This window comes from Corynebacterium nasicanis, from assembly GCF_042658165.1.
Classification (GTDB): domain Bacteria; phylum Actinomycetota; class Actinomycetes; order Mycobacteriales; family Mycobacteriaceae; genus Corynebacterium; species Corynebacterium nasicanis.
This window is the reverse complement of sequence record NZ_JBHSQE010000009.1, coordinates 604,308-621,379: the sequence shown is the minus strand read 5'-3', so window position 1 is coordinate 621,379 and position 17,072 is coordinate 604,308. Positions and strand designations below refer to the sequence as shown.

The following is a 17,072-nucleotide window of genomic DNA, read 5'->3' as shown; positions in this document are numbered from 1 at the left end:
CGATTCATGTCGTCTCCCCGGCGTCTTCTCGCCGCCCTCGCCGCCCTCGCCGCCCTCGCTGTCCTCCTCCCGCCCGCCCTCGCCTCCTGCACCGCCGCGCCCTCCCCTACCGACGCTGACGGCACCCTGCGCATCTACGCCACCACCGGCTACCTCGCCGACGCCGTCACCACGATCGCCCCCGCGGCCGACGTGACCACCATGGTCGGGCCGGGCGGCGATCCGCACACCTACCAGCCGACGACGCGGGACGTCGAGAAGCTGCGTTCGGCTGACCTGGTGTTCTCCACCGGGCTCCACCTCGAGGCCCAGATGGAGTCCCAGCTGGCATCCCTCGGGGATGCGCACCGGGCGGTCGCCGAGCACCTGCCCGCGCAGGTGCTGCTGCCCTGGGACGAGACCGACGCCGCGGGCAACCCGCTCCACGACCCGCACGTGTGGAACAGCCCCACGGCGTGGAGCCTGGTCATCGACGACATCGCCGCCGCCCTCTCCGCCCACGACCCCGCCGGTGCCGAGACCTACCGCGCGAATGCCGCCGCGTACCGCGCGCAGATCGAGCAGAGCGCCGCCCGCGCCCACGACACCCTGGCGGGCATCACCGCTCCGCGCATCCTCATCACCGGCCACGACGCCTTCGCCTACTTCGGGCAGACCTTCGACCTGGAGGTCCTGGCCACCGACTACATCTCCACCGAGGCCGCACTGTCCCCCACCGAGCTCAGCGAGCTGGCCGACTACATCGCCGAGCACCGGGTGCCCGTCATCTTCCGCGACAACCAGGCCAATCCCCAGGCCATCACCTCCCTCCAGGAGGCGGTCCACGCCCGCGGCTGGGACGTCTCGGTCTCGGATGCGGAACTCTTCGCCGATTCACTCGGCCCGGCCGCCCCGGTGGACACCTACCTGGGGGCCTTCGAGCACAATGTCGCCGCCGTCGCGAAGGCCCTGTCGTGATCCCCGCCGCCGAAGCCCGGGGGCTCAGCGTCGCCTACCAGGGGAACCCGGTCCTCCGGGACGTCTCCCTGCAGGTGCCCCAGGGGGTGGTCATGGGCGTGGTCGGCCCCAACGGCTCCGGCAAGTCCACGCTGCTCAAGGCCATGCTCGGGCTGGTCACCCTCGCCGCAGGCGCGGCCCGCTTCTTCGGCCAACCCCTCCCGCGGGTGCGCCACCGCGTGGGCTACATGCCGCAGCACACCGCCGTCGACTGGGATTTCCCCACCACCGTCGCGGATGTCGTGCTCATGGGCACCTACGGCCGCCTCGGCTGGCTGCGCCGCCCGGGCCGGAGCGAACGCGCCACCGCCGCCGCGGCACTGGAGTCCACCGGCATCAGCGATCTCGCCGCCCGCCAGATCGGCCAGCTCTCCGGCGGGCAGCGCCAGCGCGTCTTCCTCGCCCGCACCCTGGCGCAGGAGCCGGACCTGTTCGTCATGGACGAACCCTTCCAGGGCGTCGACGCCGTCTCCCAGCAGGCCATCGTCGAGGTGCTCCACGAGCTGCGCCGGCAGGGGCGCACCATCATCCTCGTCCACCACGATCTGGCCACCGTCACCCGCTACTGCGACCACGTCACCCTGCTCAGCGAGGGCGGGGTGGTCGCCAGCGGCGAGACGGCCGAGCACTTCACCGAGGCCTCCATCGCCCGCGCCTACGGACTGCCCCGATGAGCCCCGCCGAGTTCTTCGCCGACCACACCTTCACCATGGTCACCGCCGGGACCTCCGTCATCGGCGGGATCGCCGGCGCCCTGGGATCCTTCGTCTACTTGCGTCGACAGTCGCTCATCAGCGACGTCATCTCCCACGCCGCCCTGCCCGGCACCCTGCTCGCGTTCCTGCTCCTGGGCGCCGCGGGTCTCGACGCCCGCGCCCTCCCCGGTCTCCTGTTCGGCGCCACCGTCGCGGGCACGGCGGCGGTCCTCGCCGCCAACGCACTCACCCGGTCAACCCGGGTCGCCATCGACACCGCCATGGCCGTCGTCCTGTCCAGCCTCTTCGGCCTGGGCATGCTCCTCATGCAGTACATCCAGCGCAGCCCGCTGCCCGGCAAGGGCGGCATCCAGGACTATCTCTTCGGCAACGCCTCCACCATCACCCGCGCCGACCTGGCGGTCTCCCTCGCGGTGGGCGCGGCGACGGTGGCGGTGGTCATCGCCTGCTGGAAGGAATTCGCCCTGTCCACCTTCGACCGCGACCTCGCCGGACTGCTCGGTTTTCACCCCCGGATCCTCGATCCGCTCGTGTTCCTCGCCGTCACGGTGGCCACCGTCATCGGCCTCAAGGCGGTGGGCCTGGTGCTCATGGTGGCCTTCGTCATCACCCCGCCCGCCGCGGCCCGCCAGTGGACCCGCACCCTGTCGTCCATGGTGGCGCTGTCCGGGGTGCTCGGCGCGGCGGGCGCGGCACTGGGCTCCTACCTCTCCATCGTCTTCGGTCCCGTGCCCACCGGCCCCGTCATCGTCCTCGTCCTCTTCGCCGTCCTCGTCATCTCCCTCCTCCTGTCCCCCCGCGGCGTCGTGCCCCGTGCTTATCGACGCCCCCTGACCCCGGTATCCCCATGACCTTCATCCTCGGCACCTTCCTCCTCGCCCTCGTCACCGCGCTCGCGTGCGCCCTCCCCGGCGTCTTCATCGTGCCGCGCCGCAGTTCCATGATCGTCGACGGCATCTCCCACGCCGTCTTCCCCGGCATCGTCGTCGGCTACCTGTTCACCCATGACCTGCGCTCGCCGTGGCTTATCCTGGGCGCCGCGCTTGCCGGACTGCTCGTCGTGCTCGGCGCGGAGTGGTTCGCGGCCACCGGGCTGGTCGCCGGGGACGCCCCGCAGGGACTTGTCTTCCCGGCGCTGTTCGCGGTGGGCATCATCCTCGTCACCGCCCGCCTCTCCCACATCCACCTGGACACCCACACCGTCCTCGTCGGCGACCTCAACCTCGCCTCCTTCGACCGGCTCACCTTCGGCGGCCTCGACCTCGGGCCCAGTTACCTCTACGTCATGCTCGCCATCCTGGCCCTCAACGCGGCCTTCCTCGCGGCGGTGTTCCCCCGGCTCACCGCCGCCACCTTCGACCCCGTCCACGCCCGCCTGCTGGGCATCCCCGTGCGCTGGCTGGGCCTGGCGTTCATGTTCACCGTGTCTCTCACCGTGACCGCCGCCTTCCATGCCGCGGGCGCGCTGCTCGTCATCGCGCTGCTGGTCACCCCGGCGGCCACCGCCCAGCTGCTGGCCACCCGCCTGGCCCCCTTCCTCGCGTGGACGCTGCTCTTCGCCCTGCTCGGCGCGGGCGCCGGCTTCTGGATAGCCTTCGCCACGGACACCGCCACCTCCGCGGCCATGGCGACGGTGTACGGCGCGATGTTCCTCACCGTGCTGCTGGGTACCCGCCGCCACCGGCTACGCTGACCGGTGTGATCGCCCTCGAGTACCTCCAGTCCAAGCTCCCCACCGGCGCGACCATCGCGGTCCTCATCGCCTTCGCGTCCACGCTGCTCACCCGCGAGATGCCGCTGGACCTCATGGACATCCTCTTCTTCCTCGGCGTGTGGCTGGCCGGCACCCTCGCCGCCGCCACGCTGCTCGCCGCCTTCGAGATGATCCGCGACCGCTGGCTCTGACCCCTCAGAGCCCTTCGTCGTCCCGGTTGACCTCGTAGCTGCCCACCTGCGACCACCCCGGCGAGGTGAAGGGGTGCTCGCGCCACTGCGCGCCGTACTTCTTCAGGTGCGCGATACCGTCGCGGCAGAAATAGCCCACGGCCACCGACGACACCTCCTGCGCCACCCGCTTCTTCGCCCCGAGGAAGATGGCGGCGTTGAACTCCGCGGAGGGCTCATCACCACGCCCGAACACCACCCGGAGGAAACCCGCCACGTCCTCCTCCACCTTCTCCACGGCCGCGCCGAAGGTGGTGCGCAGTTCGCGGGTGAGCCAGTTTTCATAACGCTGCTGGTCGTAGACCTCACCGGTGGGCAGCACCCCGGCGGGGAACAGCTCGGTGGACAGGTGATCGGCCTGGACGCCGACGAGCCGCTGCGCCTCGGCATCGGAGAGCGCGCACTCCCGGATGAGCGCCGCCCGCACGTCCTCCACGGTGTCGGCACCGGCGATGTCGGCGGCGATCTGGTCCAGTGTCCCCTGCGTAGTGCTCATGATTCCGATTGTAGGCCGCACACATCCGATGAGTACGTCAGTGGAAGTCCCGCGACCCCCGGCTCAGCCACTCCCCCGCCACCAACGGCTCGAGATGATCGGCGACGACGGTCACCGCCCCGGACGCATTCTGCACGATTCCCCGCACCACCAGGGCCCGGGCGGTGCGCGCCACCACCCGCTGCCGGGCCCACAGGCCGACGGAGACCATGACGTTGGCCAGCCCCGTCTCATCCTCCATCCCCAGGAACGTCAGCCCCGAGGCGGTCTGCGGGCGTTGCCGGTGGGTGACCACCCCGGCCACGCGCACGCGTGTGCCGTCCGGCACCGTACGGAGGTCGGCGGCGGTGACCACCCCGGCGTCGATAAGCGAGGCACGCAGCATCTCCACCGGCTGCCGATCGGGGGTCACCCCGGTGGCGGCGATGTCGGCGGCCATGAGCTCGAAGGCGTTCATGCCGGGCAGGGCCGGCGCCGCGATGGCGGAGAGCCCCGGCAGCATCCCCGCCTGCTCGGTGGCGGCCACCCCCGCCTGCCACAACGCCTGCCGACGATCCACCCCGAAACACTCCAGCGCCCCGGCGCGGGCCAGGGCCTCGACGTGCGCGACGCTGAGATCCGCCCGGCGCGCCAGGTCGGGGATACCGGTGAAGGGGGCGGCCGCCTCGACGCGGGCGGCGGCCTCCGACCCCAGGCCCTTGACCAGGTTGAGGCCGACGCGGATGCGCCCGGCGACGACCCGGGCCTGCGCCCCGGACTCCTGCACATCCACCGGCAGGATCTCCACCCCGTGGCGGCGCGCATCCTGGATGAGCGACTGCGGGGAGTAGAAGCCCATCGGCTGGGCACGCAGCAGGCCGACGCAGAACTCCGCCGGATAGTGGTGCTTGAACCAGGCGGAGAAGTACACCAGCGAGGCAAAGGACTGCGAATGGGACTCCGGGAAACCGTAGGCGGCGAACGCGACGATCTTGTTCCACAGCTTCTCGGCGATCTCGGGCGGGATGGCGTTGGTCTCCCACACCCCCCGGAAGAAGCGTTCCTTGAGCGCCGCCATCCGCGCCGGGGAACGCTTCGACCCCATCGCCCGACGCAGCGCATCGGCCTCCGCGCCGGAGAAACCGGCGGCGTCGACGGCGATCTGCATGAGCTGCTCCTGGAACAGCGGGATGCCCAGCGTCTTGCCCAGGGACTTCTCCAGGACCGGGTGATCGTAGGTGATCTCCTCCTTCCCGGCCCGGCGCCGCAGGTAGGGGTGCACGGAACCGCCCTGGATGGGCCCGGGGCGGATGAGCGCCACCTCGACGACGAGGTCGAAGAAGCACCGCGGGCGCAGGCGCGGGAGGGTGGACAGCTGCGCGCGGGACTCCACCTGGAACACCCCGACCGCGTCGGCGCGGCACAGCATGTCGTAGACCCCCGGGTCCGCCAGGTCGAGCTCCCACAGGTTGATGCGCTCGCCGTGCTGCTCCTCGACGAGATCGATCATGTGGTGCAGTGCCTCGAGCATGCCGAGTCCGAGGAGGTCGAATTTCACCAGCCCGGCAGAGGCGCAGTCGTCCTTGTCCCACTGCACGACGGAACGGCCCTCCATGCGCGCCCATTCGACGGGCACCACATCGGCGATGGGGCGGTCGCAGATGACCATGCCGCCGGAGTGGATGCCCAGGTGCCGGGGCTGGCCCCGGAACTCGGCGGCGAGCTCCTGCACCGCCCGGGGCGGCTCGGCGGTGCCCTTCGACCAGGCGTCCGCCGCCCCCTGCGGGTGTCCCAGCGCCCGGGCGGCATCGCGCAGCGCGCCCTTCCGGCGGTAGGTGATGACATTGGCCACCTGCGCCGCCTTGTCCCGGCCGTGCCTGTCGAAGACGTACTGGATGACCTCCTCCCGGCGCCCGGACTCGATGTCGATGTCGATGTCCGGCGGGCCGTCCCGGTCCGGGGAGAGGAAACGTTCGAAGAGCAGGCCCGCGGAGATCGGCTCCGCATTGGTGATGCCCAGCGCGAAACACACCGCCGAGTTCGCCGCCGATCCCCTCCCCTGGCAGAGGATGTTGTTCTCCCGGCAGAAATCGACCAGGTCCATGACGATGAGGAAGTAGCCCGGGAAGTTGAGCCCCTCGATGACACCCAGCTCGTGCTCGATCTGCGCCGCGGCCCGCGCCCGGATCTCATCGGGCCGACTCGCGTACCGACGCCGCGCCCGCCCCCGCGTCTCCTCCGCCAGCCACGTCATCTCCGTGTGCCCCTCCGGGGTGGGGAAATCCGGCAGCTCCGGCGCCACGAGGTCGAGGGTGAAGGCGCACTCGCGGGCCAGGTCCACCGCGGCGGCGAGGAGTTCCGGCCGCTCCGGCAGCAGCCCCGCCATCTGCTCCCCGGAGCGCAGCCAGGGTGCGCCCATGGGGTGCAGGTCCGCTTCCGCCGCTCCCAGGGAGAGCCGCCTGGCCAGCGCCCGCTTCGCCCCCGCCAGGCGGGCCTGCTCCCGGGTGGCGGCGGCCGGCAGCGCCGTGGCGACCGCCCGTAGACCGTGCCGTCTACACTCATCAAGTTTCTCATGATGATCCGCGTCCTCCGGCGTCATGGTCACCGCGTACTCGAGCACCAGATCGTCCGTCCCGAAAACATCGACCATGTGCGCGATATCCCCCGCCCACTCATGCCCCAGCAACGCCACGCAGTGACCGCCCAGGAGCGCCGCGATCTCCCCCACCGGCGGATAGGCCACCTCCCCCTTCACGCCGGTGACCATGTGCGCCTGCGTCATGAGGTGGGAGAGGCGCCGGTACCCCTCCGGCCCCCGCGCCAGGACCGGCAGGACCCGCTCCCCCAGGGTGAGCTCCGCCCCGAAGACCGTGGGCAGGTCGGCCGCGGCGGCGGCCTCCGCGAACTTCACGGCACCGTAGAATCCGTCCCGATCCACCAGCGCCAATGCGCTCAGACCGAGCTCCACGGCACGCTCGACGAGGGACTCCGGATCGCTCGCCCCGCCGAGGAAACTGTAGGAGCTCACCGCGTGGAGTTCCGCGAATTCGACGGCGGGCGGGTCGGCCCGGGCGGGCCGGGACACCCCCTCCTGCTGATGGTCAACGGGGACGGGCGCGGGACCGGGGCGGCCGGAGAGGATGCGCTCCAGCCGCGACCAGTTGAGAGGTGCCCCGCCATTGAATCTCATGGCCCGTACTGTAGCACTAATAGAACAGATGTGCCAAACATTCCACGGCACCGGCTAGACAGAGCGGTACACCTGGTGCTAGGTTTCTCAACCAGCAGATCAACAGTAAGGACAACACCATGACTTTCCGTCGCATCCTCGCCGGCGCCGCAGCCGCCGCCATCGCCTCCGTGGGCCTCGTCGCCTGCGGCAACGACTCCGCTGACACCTCCGCCGACGGCACCACCACCGCCGCCGCCAGCACCGAGACCGTCCGTATCGGCACCACCGACGCCAACCTCAAGGAGTGGGACGTCTTCGCCGACCTGGTGAAGGAGGAGGGCATCGACATCGAGATCGTCCCGTTCTCCGACTACAACACCCCGAACGACGCTCTCGCGCAGGGCCAGATCGACGTCAACAAGTTCCAGCACCTCAAGTTCCTCGCCTCCTACAACAAGGGCGCCGGCGAGGATCTCGTCCCCTACGCCTCCACCGAGATCTACCCGCTGGCACTGTTCTGGCAGGGCCACGACAGCCTCGACGGCATCGAGGGCGAAGAGGTCGCGATCCCCAACGACGCCACCAACCAGGGCCGTGCCATCAACGTCCTCGTCCAGGCCGGCCTGGTCACCCTGCGTGAGGAGGGCCTGCTCGACCCGGCCCCCGCCGACATCGACACCGACGCCTCCAAGGTCAAGGTCATCGCCGTCGACGCCGCGCAGACCACCACCGTCTTCCACGAGGGCCGCCCGGCCGTCATCAACAACTCCTTCCTGGAGCGCGCCGGCATCGACCCGCTCGACTCGATCTTCCAGGACAACCCGGACAACGAGCAGGCCGAGCCCTACATCAACATCTGGGCCACCACCCCGGAGAAGGCTGACGACGAGACCCTCAACCGTCTCGCCGAGATCTGGAAGGACCCGGCCGTCACCGCCGCCATCATGGAGTCCTCCGGCAACACCGCCGTCACCGTCGAGCGCCCGCGTGAGGATCTCCTCGAGATCATGAAGCGCCTCGAAGCCGGCGAGCAGTAAGATACCCAGCATCATGCACACCCCGTCGCCTGCCCGCGGCGGGGTGACGCATTTGTCCGTCCCATCCCCTCCCAGAACGGCCCTACGATCCCCGTGACCGAAACAGTGTCCGCACCCCCCACCCGGCCGCGTACCGGTACGCGCATCGAATTCCGCGATGTGACCAAGGTCTTCACCAACCAGAAGAAGACCGAGACCCGCGCCGTCGACGGCGTCACCCTCACCGTCGAGCCCGGGGAGATCCTCGGCGTCATCGGCTACTCCGGCGCCGGCAAGTCGACCCTCGTCCGCCTCATCAACGGCCTGGACTCCACCTCCTCCGGCCAGCTGCTTCTCGACGGCACCGACGTCGTCGGTCTCCCCGAGTCCAAGCTGCGCTCGATCCGCCGGGGCATCGGCATGATCTTCCAGCAGTTCAACCTCTTCCACTCCCGCACCGCCGCCGGCAACATCGCCTACCCCCTGGAACTGGCGGGCATGCCCCGGGCGGAACGCAAGAAGCGGGTGGCGGAGCTGCTCGACTTCGTCGGCCTGGGCGACAAGGGATCCAACTACCCGGAGCAGCTCTCCGGCGGCCAGAAGCAGCGCGTTGGCATCGCCCGCGCCCTGGCCACCAACCCGCGGCTGCTGCTCGCCGACGAGGCCACCTCCGCGCTCGACCCGGAGACCACCCACGATGTCCTCGACCTCCTCCGGGAGATCAACCGCGAGCTGGGGATCACCATCGTCGTCATCACCCACGAGATGGACGTGGTCCGCGCCATCGCCGACAAGGTCGCCGTCATGGAGGCCGGCAAGGTCGTCGAGTACGGCAGCGTCTACGAGGTGTTCTCCGCCCCGCAGACCAAGGTGGCCCAGCGCTTCGTGTCCACCTCGCTGCGCAACACCCCCGACCTCGTCGAGGCGGAGGACCTGCTCGCCCACGACGGGCGTCTGTTCACCATCGACCTCACCGAGGACTCCGGCTTCTTCACCGCCGCCGCCACCGCCCGCGAGGACGGCCTGGGCATCAGCATCGTCCACGGCGGTGTGACCACGCTCCAGCGCCAGTCCTTCGGCAAGATGACGGTCCGGCTCACCGGCCCGGACGCGGCGATCGACAAGTTCCGGGACACGCTCTCGCGCACCACCGACATCGAGGAGATCACCCGATGACCACCACCTACCTCGCAGCCGACTGGAACCGCCTCGGCGGCACCTTCGTCGACGCCATCGGCGACACCCTCGTCATGGTCGCACTCACCATGGTGCTCGGCGGTCTCGGCGGACTGCTCATCGGCCTGCTGCTCTACACCTCCCGCGCCGGGGGTATCCTGCAGTCGAAGCCGATCTACTGGGTGCTCAACATCCTGGTCAACTTCATCCGCCCCATCCCCTTCATCATCCTCATCGCCATGCTGGCGCCCGTGACGCTGCAGGTCATCGGCACGACCATCGGCCGCTCGGCGGCGATCTTCATCATGTGCATCGCCGCGGCCTTCGCGGTGGCCCGCATCGTGGAGCAGAACCTGGTGGCCATCGACCCCGGGGTCATCGAGGCCGCCCGCGCCATGGGGGCCAGCCCGTGGCGGATCATCCGCACGGTGATCATCCCCGAGGCGCTCGGCCCGCTGGTCCTCGGCTACACCTTCATCTTCATCGCCGTGGTCGACATGTCCGCCATGGCCGGCTACATCGGCGGCGGCGGGCTGGGTGACTTCGCCATCGTCTACGGCTACCGGGCCTACGACCTGGAGGTGACGTACGCGGCGGTCATCGTCATCGTCATCATCGTGCAGATCGCCCAGCTCCTGGGCAACTGGCTCTCGCGGCGGATCATGCGCCGGTAGGTGCGTTGCCCCGTACCCCTCTGTGCGGGCGGCGATCCTCTTCCCCCAGTTCGCGGAAGTCCCCGATCCACATACGGGTACGCCACAACGCGGATACGCTCGGGGTATGAAGAAGATCGCCGCCTTCGACATTGACGGGACCCTCCTGTTCCCCGACGGCATTGCCGCAGACGACATCGCCGCCCTCCGCGCCTGGCAGGACGCCGGGCATCTGGCCGTGGCCGCCACCGGCAAGTCCCTCAGCGCTCTGCGCCACGCGCTGGAACCCTACGACCTGGTCTTCGACTACTCGGTGGTGTTCACCGGCGCCGCCGTCGCCGACCGCTCCGGCGCCTACCTGTCCTCCCGGACGGTGCCCACCGACAGCCTGCGGGACATTCTCACCCCTCTGCTCGGCGACCCCAGCGTCGCCGTCTACGCCACCACCCTCCACGGCCCGGACGTGCTTCTCTCGGAGCAGCCCGCCCGCCTCGGCGGGACGATCCTGCGTGAGTGGGAGCGGATCGACATCTCCGAACTGGACGAACACGACGTCGCCTGCATCCCCGTGTGGGTCCCGGACGATCAGGCCCGGCAGCGGCAGCTGCGGGAGGAGATCCTGGCCGCCTGCCCCGACGTGGCGGTGCACATCAACCGCACCTTCCTCGACATCGTCCCGGCGGGGGTCGACAAGGCGACGGGCATCGCGGAGGTGATCTCCCACCTGGGGCTCAGCCGCGAGGAGGTTCGTCTCTACACCTTCGGCGATTCCTGGAACGACCTGGCCCTGCACGCCGTCGCCGACCGTTCCTACGCCTTCGGCTGGTCCCCGGATGAGGTCATGGACGCTGCGGACGAGGTCCTCGAGTCCGTCGCCCCGACGCTGCGCCGCCTCACCTGAAGGCAGCAGGGAGCATCACTCCGGAAAGCCCTCCCGGACGGAGCTGTCGGGGTGGTGACGGAGTGATCCTCCCGGGTCTCAGCCCAGTCGGCCGGAGAGCCGGTCGAGCCGCTCCTTGCTCTGCCCGTCGAGGCCGATGATCTCGACCTCCCGGCCGCGCGCCCGGAACTTCTGCTGGACAGCGTCGAGGGTGGCCACGGTGGAGGCGTCCCAGACCTCGGCCCCGGAGAGGTCGATGACGATGCGACGGGCGGTGTCGGAGTAGTCGAAGCGGTAGACGAGGTCGTTGGACGAGGCCCAGAACAGCTGGCCGGTGACACGGTAAATGGCGACCTCACCGTCCCGGACCGTGTCGATCTCCACCATGTGCGCCACCCGGCGGGCGAACATGACCATCGCCGTGAGCACCCCGCCGATGACGCCGACGGCGAGGTTGTGCGTGCCCAGCGTCGCGCCGACGGTGACGAGCATGACCAGGGTCTCGCTGCGCGGCATGAGCCGCAGGGTGCGGGGGTGGAGGGAGTGCCAGTCGATGGTGCCCAGGGCCACCAGGACCATGATCGCCACGAGCGCGGCCATGGGGATGAGTCCCACGATGTCCCCGAGGGCGACGACGAACACCAGGAGGAACACGCCGGAGAGCAGCGTCGATAAGCGTGTGCGGGCGCCGGCCTCGCGGACGTTGATCATGGTCTGGCCGATCATGGCGCACCCTCCCATCCCGCCGAAGGCCCCGGTGACGAGGTTGGCCACGCCCTGTCCCCAGCTCTCCCGGGTCTTGTCGGAGTGGACGTCGGTGAGGTCGTCGACGAGTTTGGCCGTCATGAGGGATTCCATGAGCCCGACCAGCGCCATGGCGAAGGCGTAGGGGGCGATGATCCGCAGGGTCTCCGGTGTGAGCGGCACGGCGGGGAGGAAGAGTTCCGGCAGGGAGCTGGGCAGCTCGCCCTGGTCGGCGACATCGGGCACGGTCCAGCCGGCCAGCACGACGAGCCCGGTGACCACGACGATGGTCACCAGGGGGGCGGGCACCACAGCGGTGATCCGCGGCACCCCGAGCATGATGCCGATACCCAGCGCGAACAGCGGGTACACCAGCCACGGCACGTCCCACAGGTGCGTGAGCTGCGCCAGGAACACGAGGATGCCCAGGGCGTTGACGAAACCGGTCATCACCGAGCGCGGAATGAAGCGCATGAGCTTCGCGACGCCGAGGGCGGCCATCGCGATCTGGATGACCCCGGCCAGCAGCACCGTGGCGATGAAATAGTCGTAGCCGTGATCCCGCATGACCGGGGCGATGACCAGGGCCACCGCCCCGGTGGCGGCGGAGATCATCGCGGGACGGCCGCCGGTGAAGGCGATGGTCACGGCCATGGTCACCGAGGCGAAGAGACCGACGCGCGGGTCGACCCCGGCGAGGATGGAGAACGCGATCGCCTCCGGGATGAGCGCGAGTGCCACGACCAGCCCGCCGAGGACCTCGGTGCGCAGGCGGGCGGGAGAACTAAAGGCATAACGGAAGGAGGCCACGACGCCGGTCGGCGCCGCTACCGCAACGGGATGGGACACGGTTACTCTCTTTCGTCCCAGCCCAGCCCGGCCTGGTCGGGCCGGATGTCGGTGGCCACCCACACCCGGCCTGTCTTGGGGGCGTCGCCGCAGGAGGAAATGACTCCCTCGACGTCACGCTGCTCGAGCGCGACGTGCCAGGAGCGGCCGTCGGCGTGGACGACAACCACCCCGTCCGCGGAATCCTCGAGCACCGCCAGTTCGCCGAAGAACAGGGACTCCCCGGCGGTGAGCAGCTCGCGCGCCACCGCCAGTTCCGCCACCTGCCCGCGGGGGCCGTGCAGTCCGCGGCCGCGGTTGCCGGGGTAGAAGTACTCGCCGCGCAGGGCGGCGCGCACCAGGGCGTCCCCGGCCTGTTCGTTGAGGCGTCCGTAGCTGTAGCCCCAGGGCATGAGGAGGATCGACGGGGCGAAGCGGTGGCCCTTGGTGTGCGAGGTCTCCCACACGACGCTGCCGGGGTGCCGCTCGGAGAGCGCCGCCGCCAGGGGGCGTCCCTTGAGGGCGCAGCACACGTCGCGTTTGCCGTGGGTGCAGACGAGGATGAGGGGGGCGTCGATACGCTCGGCGCGGTTGCGGCCCGGGCCGCTGAGGTCGAGGTCGAGGATGGCCTCGGGCCCGTCGACCAGGAGGAGTTCGGTGCGGGCGTGCTCCGCGAAGACGAGGTAGAGGTGGTGGCTGGTGACGTGGCGGCCGTCGCGGCCGGGGTGGCGGATGAGCTGCAGCCCGGCGTCGGCGCCCAGTTTCTCCTTCAGGCGGGCGGTGAGGTCCTCGCCGAAGACGCCGCCGTCGAGGATGTCGCGGCTCCAGCCGTGGGGCCATTCGAGGATGACGTAGACGCGTTCCTGCTTCGCGGAGCCGGGCAGCGGTTCACCGGTGACATCGGAGCAACGGAGGGCGGCGGCATCAGTCATGCACCCAGCCTAGCGATGTGTACCACAGGCCCCAGCGCTCGCCCGGCGACACTTAGGGTCTCTTTACAACGATTTGTTCACGATCCCCCGCCGACCCACTTTCTGAGTTCATAGTCTGCACCTCCTGTGACTACGGTAATTGCTATGACTGACACCCCGGGGCCGCTTCGCAAGAGCTCACCACGCCGCACCTCCCTCGCCGCCGTTCTGGCGGCGGGGGCTTTGGGCTTGGCGGCCTGCGGCACGGGCGTCGGCCAGGAGAACCGCAACGCGGACGGGGACCGTTCCCTCATGGAGACCCTCACGGCCGCGACCCTCGGCGGCAATGACACCACCGCAACCGGCGCCGCGGATGTCGCACAGAAGACGGCCCGCCCGGATGCCCCGGCGATGCTCATGGTGGAGTCCGTCCGCGTGGCCGCCCATGACGGTTTCGACCGGGTCGACTTCGATCTCGTCGGGGACGGCGAGCCGGGCTGGTTCGTCGACTACACCACGACCCCGAAGCAGCAGGGCTCCGGCAACCCGGTGGAGGTCAAGGGCTCGGTGTTCCTCAACGTCAACATCGACGGCACCACCTACCCCTTTGAGCTGGGCCGCGAGGACCCGCACATCGGCACGGTCGCGGGGGCCGGCAACCTCACCGAGGTGGTGTCGGTGGGCACGTTCGAGGGGCGCTCCCAGTTCGCCATCGGCATGAAGGAGAAACTGCCGTATTCGGTGGAGGTCCTCCACGATCCGCATCGCCTGGTCATCGACATCCGGCACCGTTAATAACTGGCCTCGATCCGCCAGCCACCCCCGCTCAGCCACAGCAGCAGCCAGGCGCGGGGGTGTTGTTCGTTCTCGGCCTGCCCGACGACCTGCAGGCGGGCCACCTTCTGCGCCTCCGGCCCCCACCATCCGGTGTCCACGGGCCAGGGCCCGGCCCACGCCGCCACCCGGTAGCGGTGCTGCCCCCAGCCGAGGGCGACGGGGGCGCCGCTGAGCAGGGCCTCCGCGGTAACCACCACGTCACGGGCCTGCCGGTCGAGCAGCCGGATCCGCGTGGCCGGGTGCGTCAGGCGAGCCGGCAGGGGCCCGGGAATTCTTCCCGGCCAGGTCCCCTGCTTATCGACGCCCCCCTCCTCCCCGTAGGGCACGAAATCAATCCGCTCCGCCACTCCCCGCCCGCCGACGAGCCGGGGGGTGAGCACCTTGTCGATGCCGAGGGTCGACTGGACGCGGCTGGCGACGCGGCGCACGGCGGTGGTGTCGTTCCGCTCCCCCCAGAGGGCACCGACGACATCCGGCGGGGCGGATTCCAGCGGCTCGAGGAGGAGGGTGGCGATGGCCCCGGCCCCGCCGGAGGTGAGCCAGCCGTCGAGCTGCCAGCGCACGCGGTCCGCCGTGGCGGACTCCGTGAGGGGTTCGCGGGTACGCCAGATCCGTTCCAGGCGGGTGCCGTCGGCCAGTTCCGCCAGCACGCGCAGCCGCAGGCAGCTCAGCCCGGCGGTGCGCAGCCGCTCGTGGAGGGTGGCGGCGAGCTGGCGGGCGGCGAAGGCGGCGGCGTCGACCCGGTCGATGGGGTCCTCCGGGGTGACCGCCACCGAGAGGTCGGCGGCCGGCAGGTCGGGGGCGACGCGGCGGTCGGCGGCGGCGCGGGCGATGCGGTGGCAGCGTTCCCCGGCCGCCCCGAAACGCGTGGTCACGGCCGTGGCGGGCAGGGCGGCCAGCTCCCCGAGGGTGCGCACGCCGAGGTCCCCCAACGAATCCACCAGCGCCTGCTCACAGTGCAGGGAGGACTCGGCGGCGAGCAGGGTGACGGGTTGGACGTCGAGGAAGGTTCGAGAGCCCCCCTCCGGGATCACCTGCCCCGCCCCGACGCGGGAGGCGATAAGGGCGGTGGCGATCTCGTCGGCGACCCCGACCTGGGCGTCGATGCCGCGGCGCGCGGCGGCGTCGATGAGCATCTCCACGGCGCGGGCCTCCGAGCCGTGGAAGCGGCCCGCGGCCCCGGCGTCGACGACGACCAGGCCGGGGCGCAGGACCTCGATGGAGGAGGCGACGTCGTCGAGGCCGGCGGCGATGGACTCGAACATCCGCCCGTCGCGGTCGAGGTCCTCGTCGAGGACGACCAGGTCGGGACACACGGCCTGCGCCTGGCGCACCCGCATGTCACGGCGCACCCCGGCGTGGCGGGCGGCTGCCGAGCACACGCGGATACGGTGCTGACGGGCGATGGCGAGGGTGGCGGGCAGGCCTTCGGCGTCGATACGCGCCGCCTGCACCGGCCAGTCCGGGAACCACAGGGCGGCGACGCGCATGTCACACCACCCTCAGTTCGGCCCGCCTGCCCACCGTCACGGTCGTCGAGGCACTCGCCTGTCCCTTCGCCTCCACCCGCACGGCGATGTCGACGCCCCGGATTCGGCCGGAGCCCCTACCGATGCCGCGGAAGGTGGTCACCTCGGCGTCGATCCGTGCGTGCGGGGAGGGCACGCTCGCCCCGACGAGAACCAGCGCCGCGGCGCCACCGCGCAGCTTGCCCAGCAGCGGTCGGGCGCGCACGGGCGAAAGCTCCAGCGGCACGGCCCAGCGCGCGACCACCAGGTCGAGCCCCTCGACGAGCACCCCGATGATCCCGAGGGGATCCACACCGGGATCGGGCACCGCGATGATGTTCTCCAGGCGCCCGTTATCGACCACACCAGCGAGCGAGAGTTCCGGCCACCCCACCAGGCCGACGTGTCCGCCCCCTGCGGTAGCCTGGGCGATGAGTTCGACGATGAGCACCGGACAGTCCGCCACCTGCGTCACCGCGCGGCGCGCCAGCCCCCCGCCGGGCAGGGCCCGGGCGAGGTCAGAGGGGGTGGCGATGACCTCAGGCTTATCGACGACCGGCTGCGGGACATCACCGCCGAGCGCCCCCATCCGGGAACGCAGGAGCTCGACCTGCTCCGCCCGGCTGAGGCCCGCGAGGTCGTCCACCTCCCGCAATTTCCGAACACCTGTTTGATTCACGGCTCCAGTATGCTCCCGGGCGCAGGATCCGTCAACTGGTAGCGTTGACCTCCATGTACTCCGATTTCCGCACGCGCCAGACCCCTATTCCGACCCCGCCGCTCGTCCGCATGGGCACCTCAGCGCTCATCGCCGTCGGCGTGGCCGTGCTCTCGACGGGACTGAGCCGCGGGGTGCAGGTCGGCGTCATGATCGCGGCGATCGCCGTCGGACTGCTGCTCATGTTCAGCCACCCCTACCGGCGCGAAATCAAGGAGTTCCTCGAGCGCCACAACGCGGTGAACAAACCGCAGATCGGGCAGCTGCTGCCCCTGTTCCTCGTGTGGCTGGCGCTCATGATCGTGCCCGTGTTCGCACCCCTGCCCGTGTGGGGCACGGTGCTCGTCGGCGCGGCCGTGTTCGGGTGGATGTACCTCATCTTTCCCCACATCGACGGCACCCGGGCGCTGGCCTACGCCTAGCAAACACCCCCGACAAACACCCTCATACATAGATTCCCCTGAACGCTTCCCGTCGCACATTTAAGGTCACAGGTGT

17 protein-coding genes are annotated in these 17,072 nt (G+C 70.3%); 11 read left to right on the top strand and 6 right to left on the bottom strand.

Annotation, left to right across the window (positions count from 1 at the left end):
- The first annotated feature begins 6 nt into the window (after positions 1-6).
- Genes ACFPUZ_RS11805 through ACFPUZ_RS11785 form a run of 5 tightly spaced genes read left to right on the top strand, consistent with a single transcriptional unit; the run spans position 7 to position 3,617 of the window.
- A complete protein-coding gene (locus tag ACFPUZ_RS11805) occupies positions 7-957 on the top strand; it encodes a metal ABC transporter substrate-binding protein (protein WP_377002093.1) in 951 nt (316 codons plus the stop codon).
- On the top strand, positions 954-1,670 hold the full coding sequence (locus ACFPUZ_RS11800; protein WP_377002092.1) for a metal ABC transporter ATP-binding protein: 717 nt from the start codon (positions 954-956) through the stop codon (positions 1,668-1,670). Before ACFPUZ_RS11805 ends, ACFPUZ_RS11800 begins: the two co-directional genes overlap by 4 nt.
- Positions 1,667-2,563: a metal ABC transporter permease gene (locus ACFPUZ_RS11795; protein ID WP_377002090.1), complete on the top strand. Its 897-nt coding sequence runs from the start codon at positions 1,667-1,669 to the stop codon at positions 2,561-2,563. Before ACFPUZ_RS11800 ends, ACFPUZ_RS11795 begins: the two co-directional genes overlap by 4 nt.
- The gene (locus tag ACFPUZ_RS11790) at positions 2,560-3,405 is read left to right on the top strand and encodes a metal ABC transporter permease (protein ID WP_377002089.1); all 846 of its coding nucleotides are present in this window, start codon (positions 2,560-2,562) and stop codon (positions 3,403-3,405) included. Before ACFPUZ_RS11795 ends, ACFPUZ_RS11790 begins: the two co-directional genes overlap by 4 nt.
- Before the next feature lie 5 nt (positions 3,406-3,410).
- A complete protein-coding gene (locus ACFPUZ_RS11785; RefSeq protein WP_377002088.1) occupies positions 3,411-3,617 on the top strand; it encodes a hypothetical protein in 207 nt (68 codons plus the stop codon).
- Between the two features lie 4 nt (positions 3,618-3,621).
- Here the strand turns inward: ACFPUZ_RS11785 and ACFPUZ_RS11780 are convergent, their stop codons facing one another.
- Together ACFPUZ_RS11780 and ACFPUZ_RS11775 are read right to left on the bottom strand one after the other, a co-directional pair.
- The gene (locus ACFPUZ_RS11780; RefSeq protein WP_377002087.1) at positions 3,622-4,152 is read right to left on the bottom strand and encodes a hypothetical protein; all 531 of its coding nucleotides are present in this window, start codon (positions 4,150-4,152) and stop codon (positions 3,622-3,624) included.
- 37 nt (positions 4,153-4,189) lie between these two features.
- Positions 4,190-7,321: an error-prone DNA polymerase gene (locus ACFPUZ_RS11775; protein WP_377002086.1), complete on the bottom strand. Its 3,132-nt coding sequence runs from the start codon at positions 7,319-7,321 to the stop codon at positions 4,190-4,192.
- Between the two features lie 119 nt (positions 7,322-7,440).
- Here ACFPUZ_RS11775 and ACFPUZ_RS11770 point away from each other — a divergent pair, with 119 nt between their 5' ends.
- The 4 genes from ACFPUZ_RS11770 to ACFPUZ_RS11755 all read left to right on the top strand — a co-directional run bounded on the left by ACFPUZ_RS11770 (position 7,441) and on the right by ACFPUZ_RS11755 (position 11,049).
- The gene (locus tag ACFPUZ_RS11770; RefSeq protein ID WP_377002085.1) at positions 7,441-8,340 is read left to right on the top strand and encodes a MetQ/NlpA family ABC transporter substrate-binding protein; all 900 of its coding nucleotides are present in this window, start codon (positions 7,441-7,443) and stop codon (positions 8,338-8,340) included.
- Positions 8,341-8,427: 87 nt separating this feature from the next.
- Positions 8,428-9,495, top strand: coding sequence for a methionine ABC transporter ATP-binding protein (locus tag ACFPUZ_RS11765; protein ID WP_377002269.1), 1,068 nt, complete (start codon positions 8,428-8,430; stop codon positions 9,493-9,495).
- Positions 9,492-10,169, top strand: coding sequence for a methionine ABC transporter permease (locus tag ACFPUZ_RS11760; protein ID WP_377002084.1), 678 nt, complete (start codon positions 9,492-9,494; stop codon positions 10,167-10,169). Before ACFPUZ_RS11765 ends, ACFPUZ_RS11760 begins: the two co-directional genes overlap by 4 nt.
- A gap of 106 nt (positions 10,170-10,275) precedes the next feature.
- On the top strand, positions 10,276-11,049 hold the full coding sequence (locus tag ACFPUZ_RS11755; protein WP_377002082.1) for an HAD family hydrolase: 774 nt from the start codon (positions 10,276-10,278) through the stop codon (positions 11,047-11,049).
- A 78-nt stretch (positions 11,050-11,127) separates the two neighbouring features.
- Here ACFPUZ_RS11755 and ACFPUZ_RS11750 read toward each other — a convergent pair whose 3' ends face one another.
- The gene (locus ACFPUZ_RS11750; protein ID WP_377002268.1) at positions 11,128-12,642 is read right to left on the bottom strand and encodes a SulP family inorganic anion transporter; all 1,515 of its coding nucleotides are present in this window, start codon (positions 12,640-12,642) and stop codon (positions 11,128-11,130) included.
- A complete protein-coding gene (locus ACFPUZ_RS11745) occupies positions 12,624-13,532 on the bottom strand; it encodes a sucrase ferredoxin (RefSeq protein ID WP_377002081.1) in 909 nt (302 codons plus the stop codon). The genes ACFPUZ_RS11750 and ACFPUZ_RS11745 overlap by 19 nt, the downstream gene beginning before the upstream one ends.
- A 144-nt stretch (positions 13,533-13,676) precedes the next feature.
- Here ACFPUZ_RS11745 and ACFPUZ_RS11740 point away from each other — a divergent pair, with 144 nt between their 5' ends.
- A complete protein-coding gene (locus ACFPUZ_RS11740; RefSeq protein ID WP_377002080.1) occupies positions 13,677-14,306 on the top strand; it encodes an AMIN-like domain-containing (lipo)protein in 630 nt (209 codons plus the stop codon).
- Here ACFPUZ_RS11740 and ACFPUZ_RS11735 read toward each other — a convergent pair.
- Both ACFPUZ_RS11735 and ACFPUZ_RS11730 read right to left on the bottom strand, forming a co-directional pair.
- A complete protein-coding gene (locus tag ACFPUZ_RS11735; protein WP_377002079.1) occupies positions 14,303-15,838 on the bottom strand; it encodes a DNA polymerase Y family protein in 1,536 nt (511 codons plus the stop codon). The two genes, ACFPUZ_RS11740 and ACFPUZ_RS11735, sit on opposite strands and share 4 nt — an antisense overlap.
- A gap of 1 nt (position 15,839) precedes the next feature.
- Entirely contained in the window at positions 15,840-16,502 is a 663-nt protein-coding gene (locus tag ACFPUZ_RS11730; protein WP_377002078.1) for a hypothetical protein, read from the bottom strand.
- Between the two features lie 86 nt (positions 16,503-16,588).
- Between ACFPUZ_RS11730 and ACFPUZ_RS11725 the strand changes: the two genes are divergently transcribed.
- A complete protein-coding gene (locus tag ACFPUZ_RS11725) occupies positions 16,589-16,996 on the top strand; it encodes a hypothetical protein (protein ID WP_377002077.1) in 408 nt (135 codons plus the stop codon).
- The last annotated feature ends 76 nt before the right edge of the window (positions 16,997-17,072 follow it).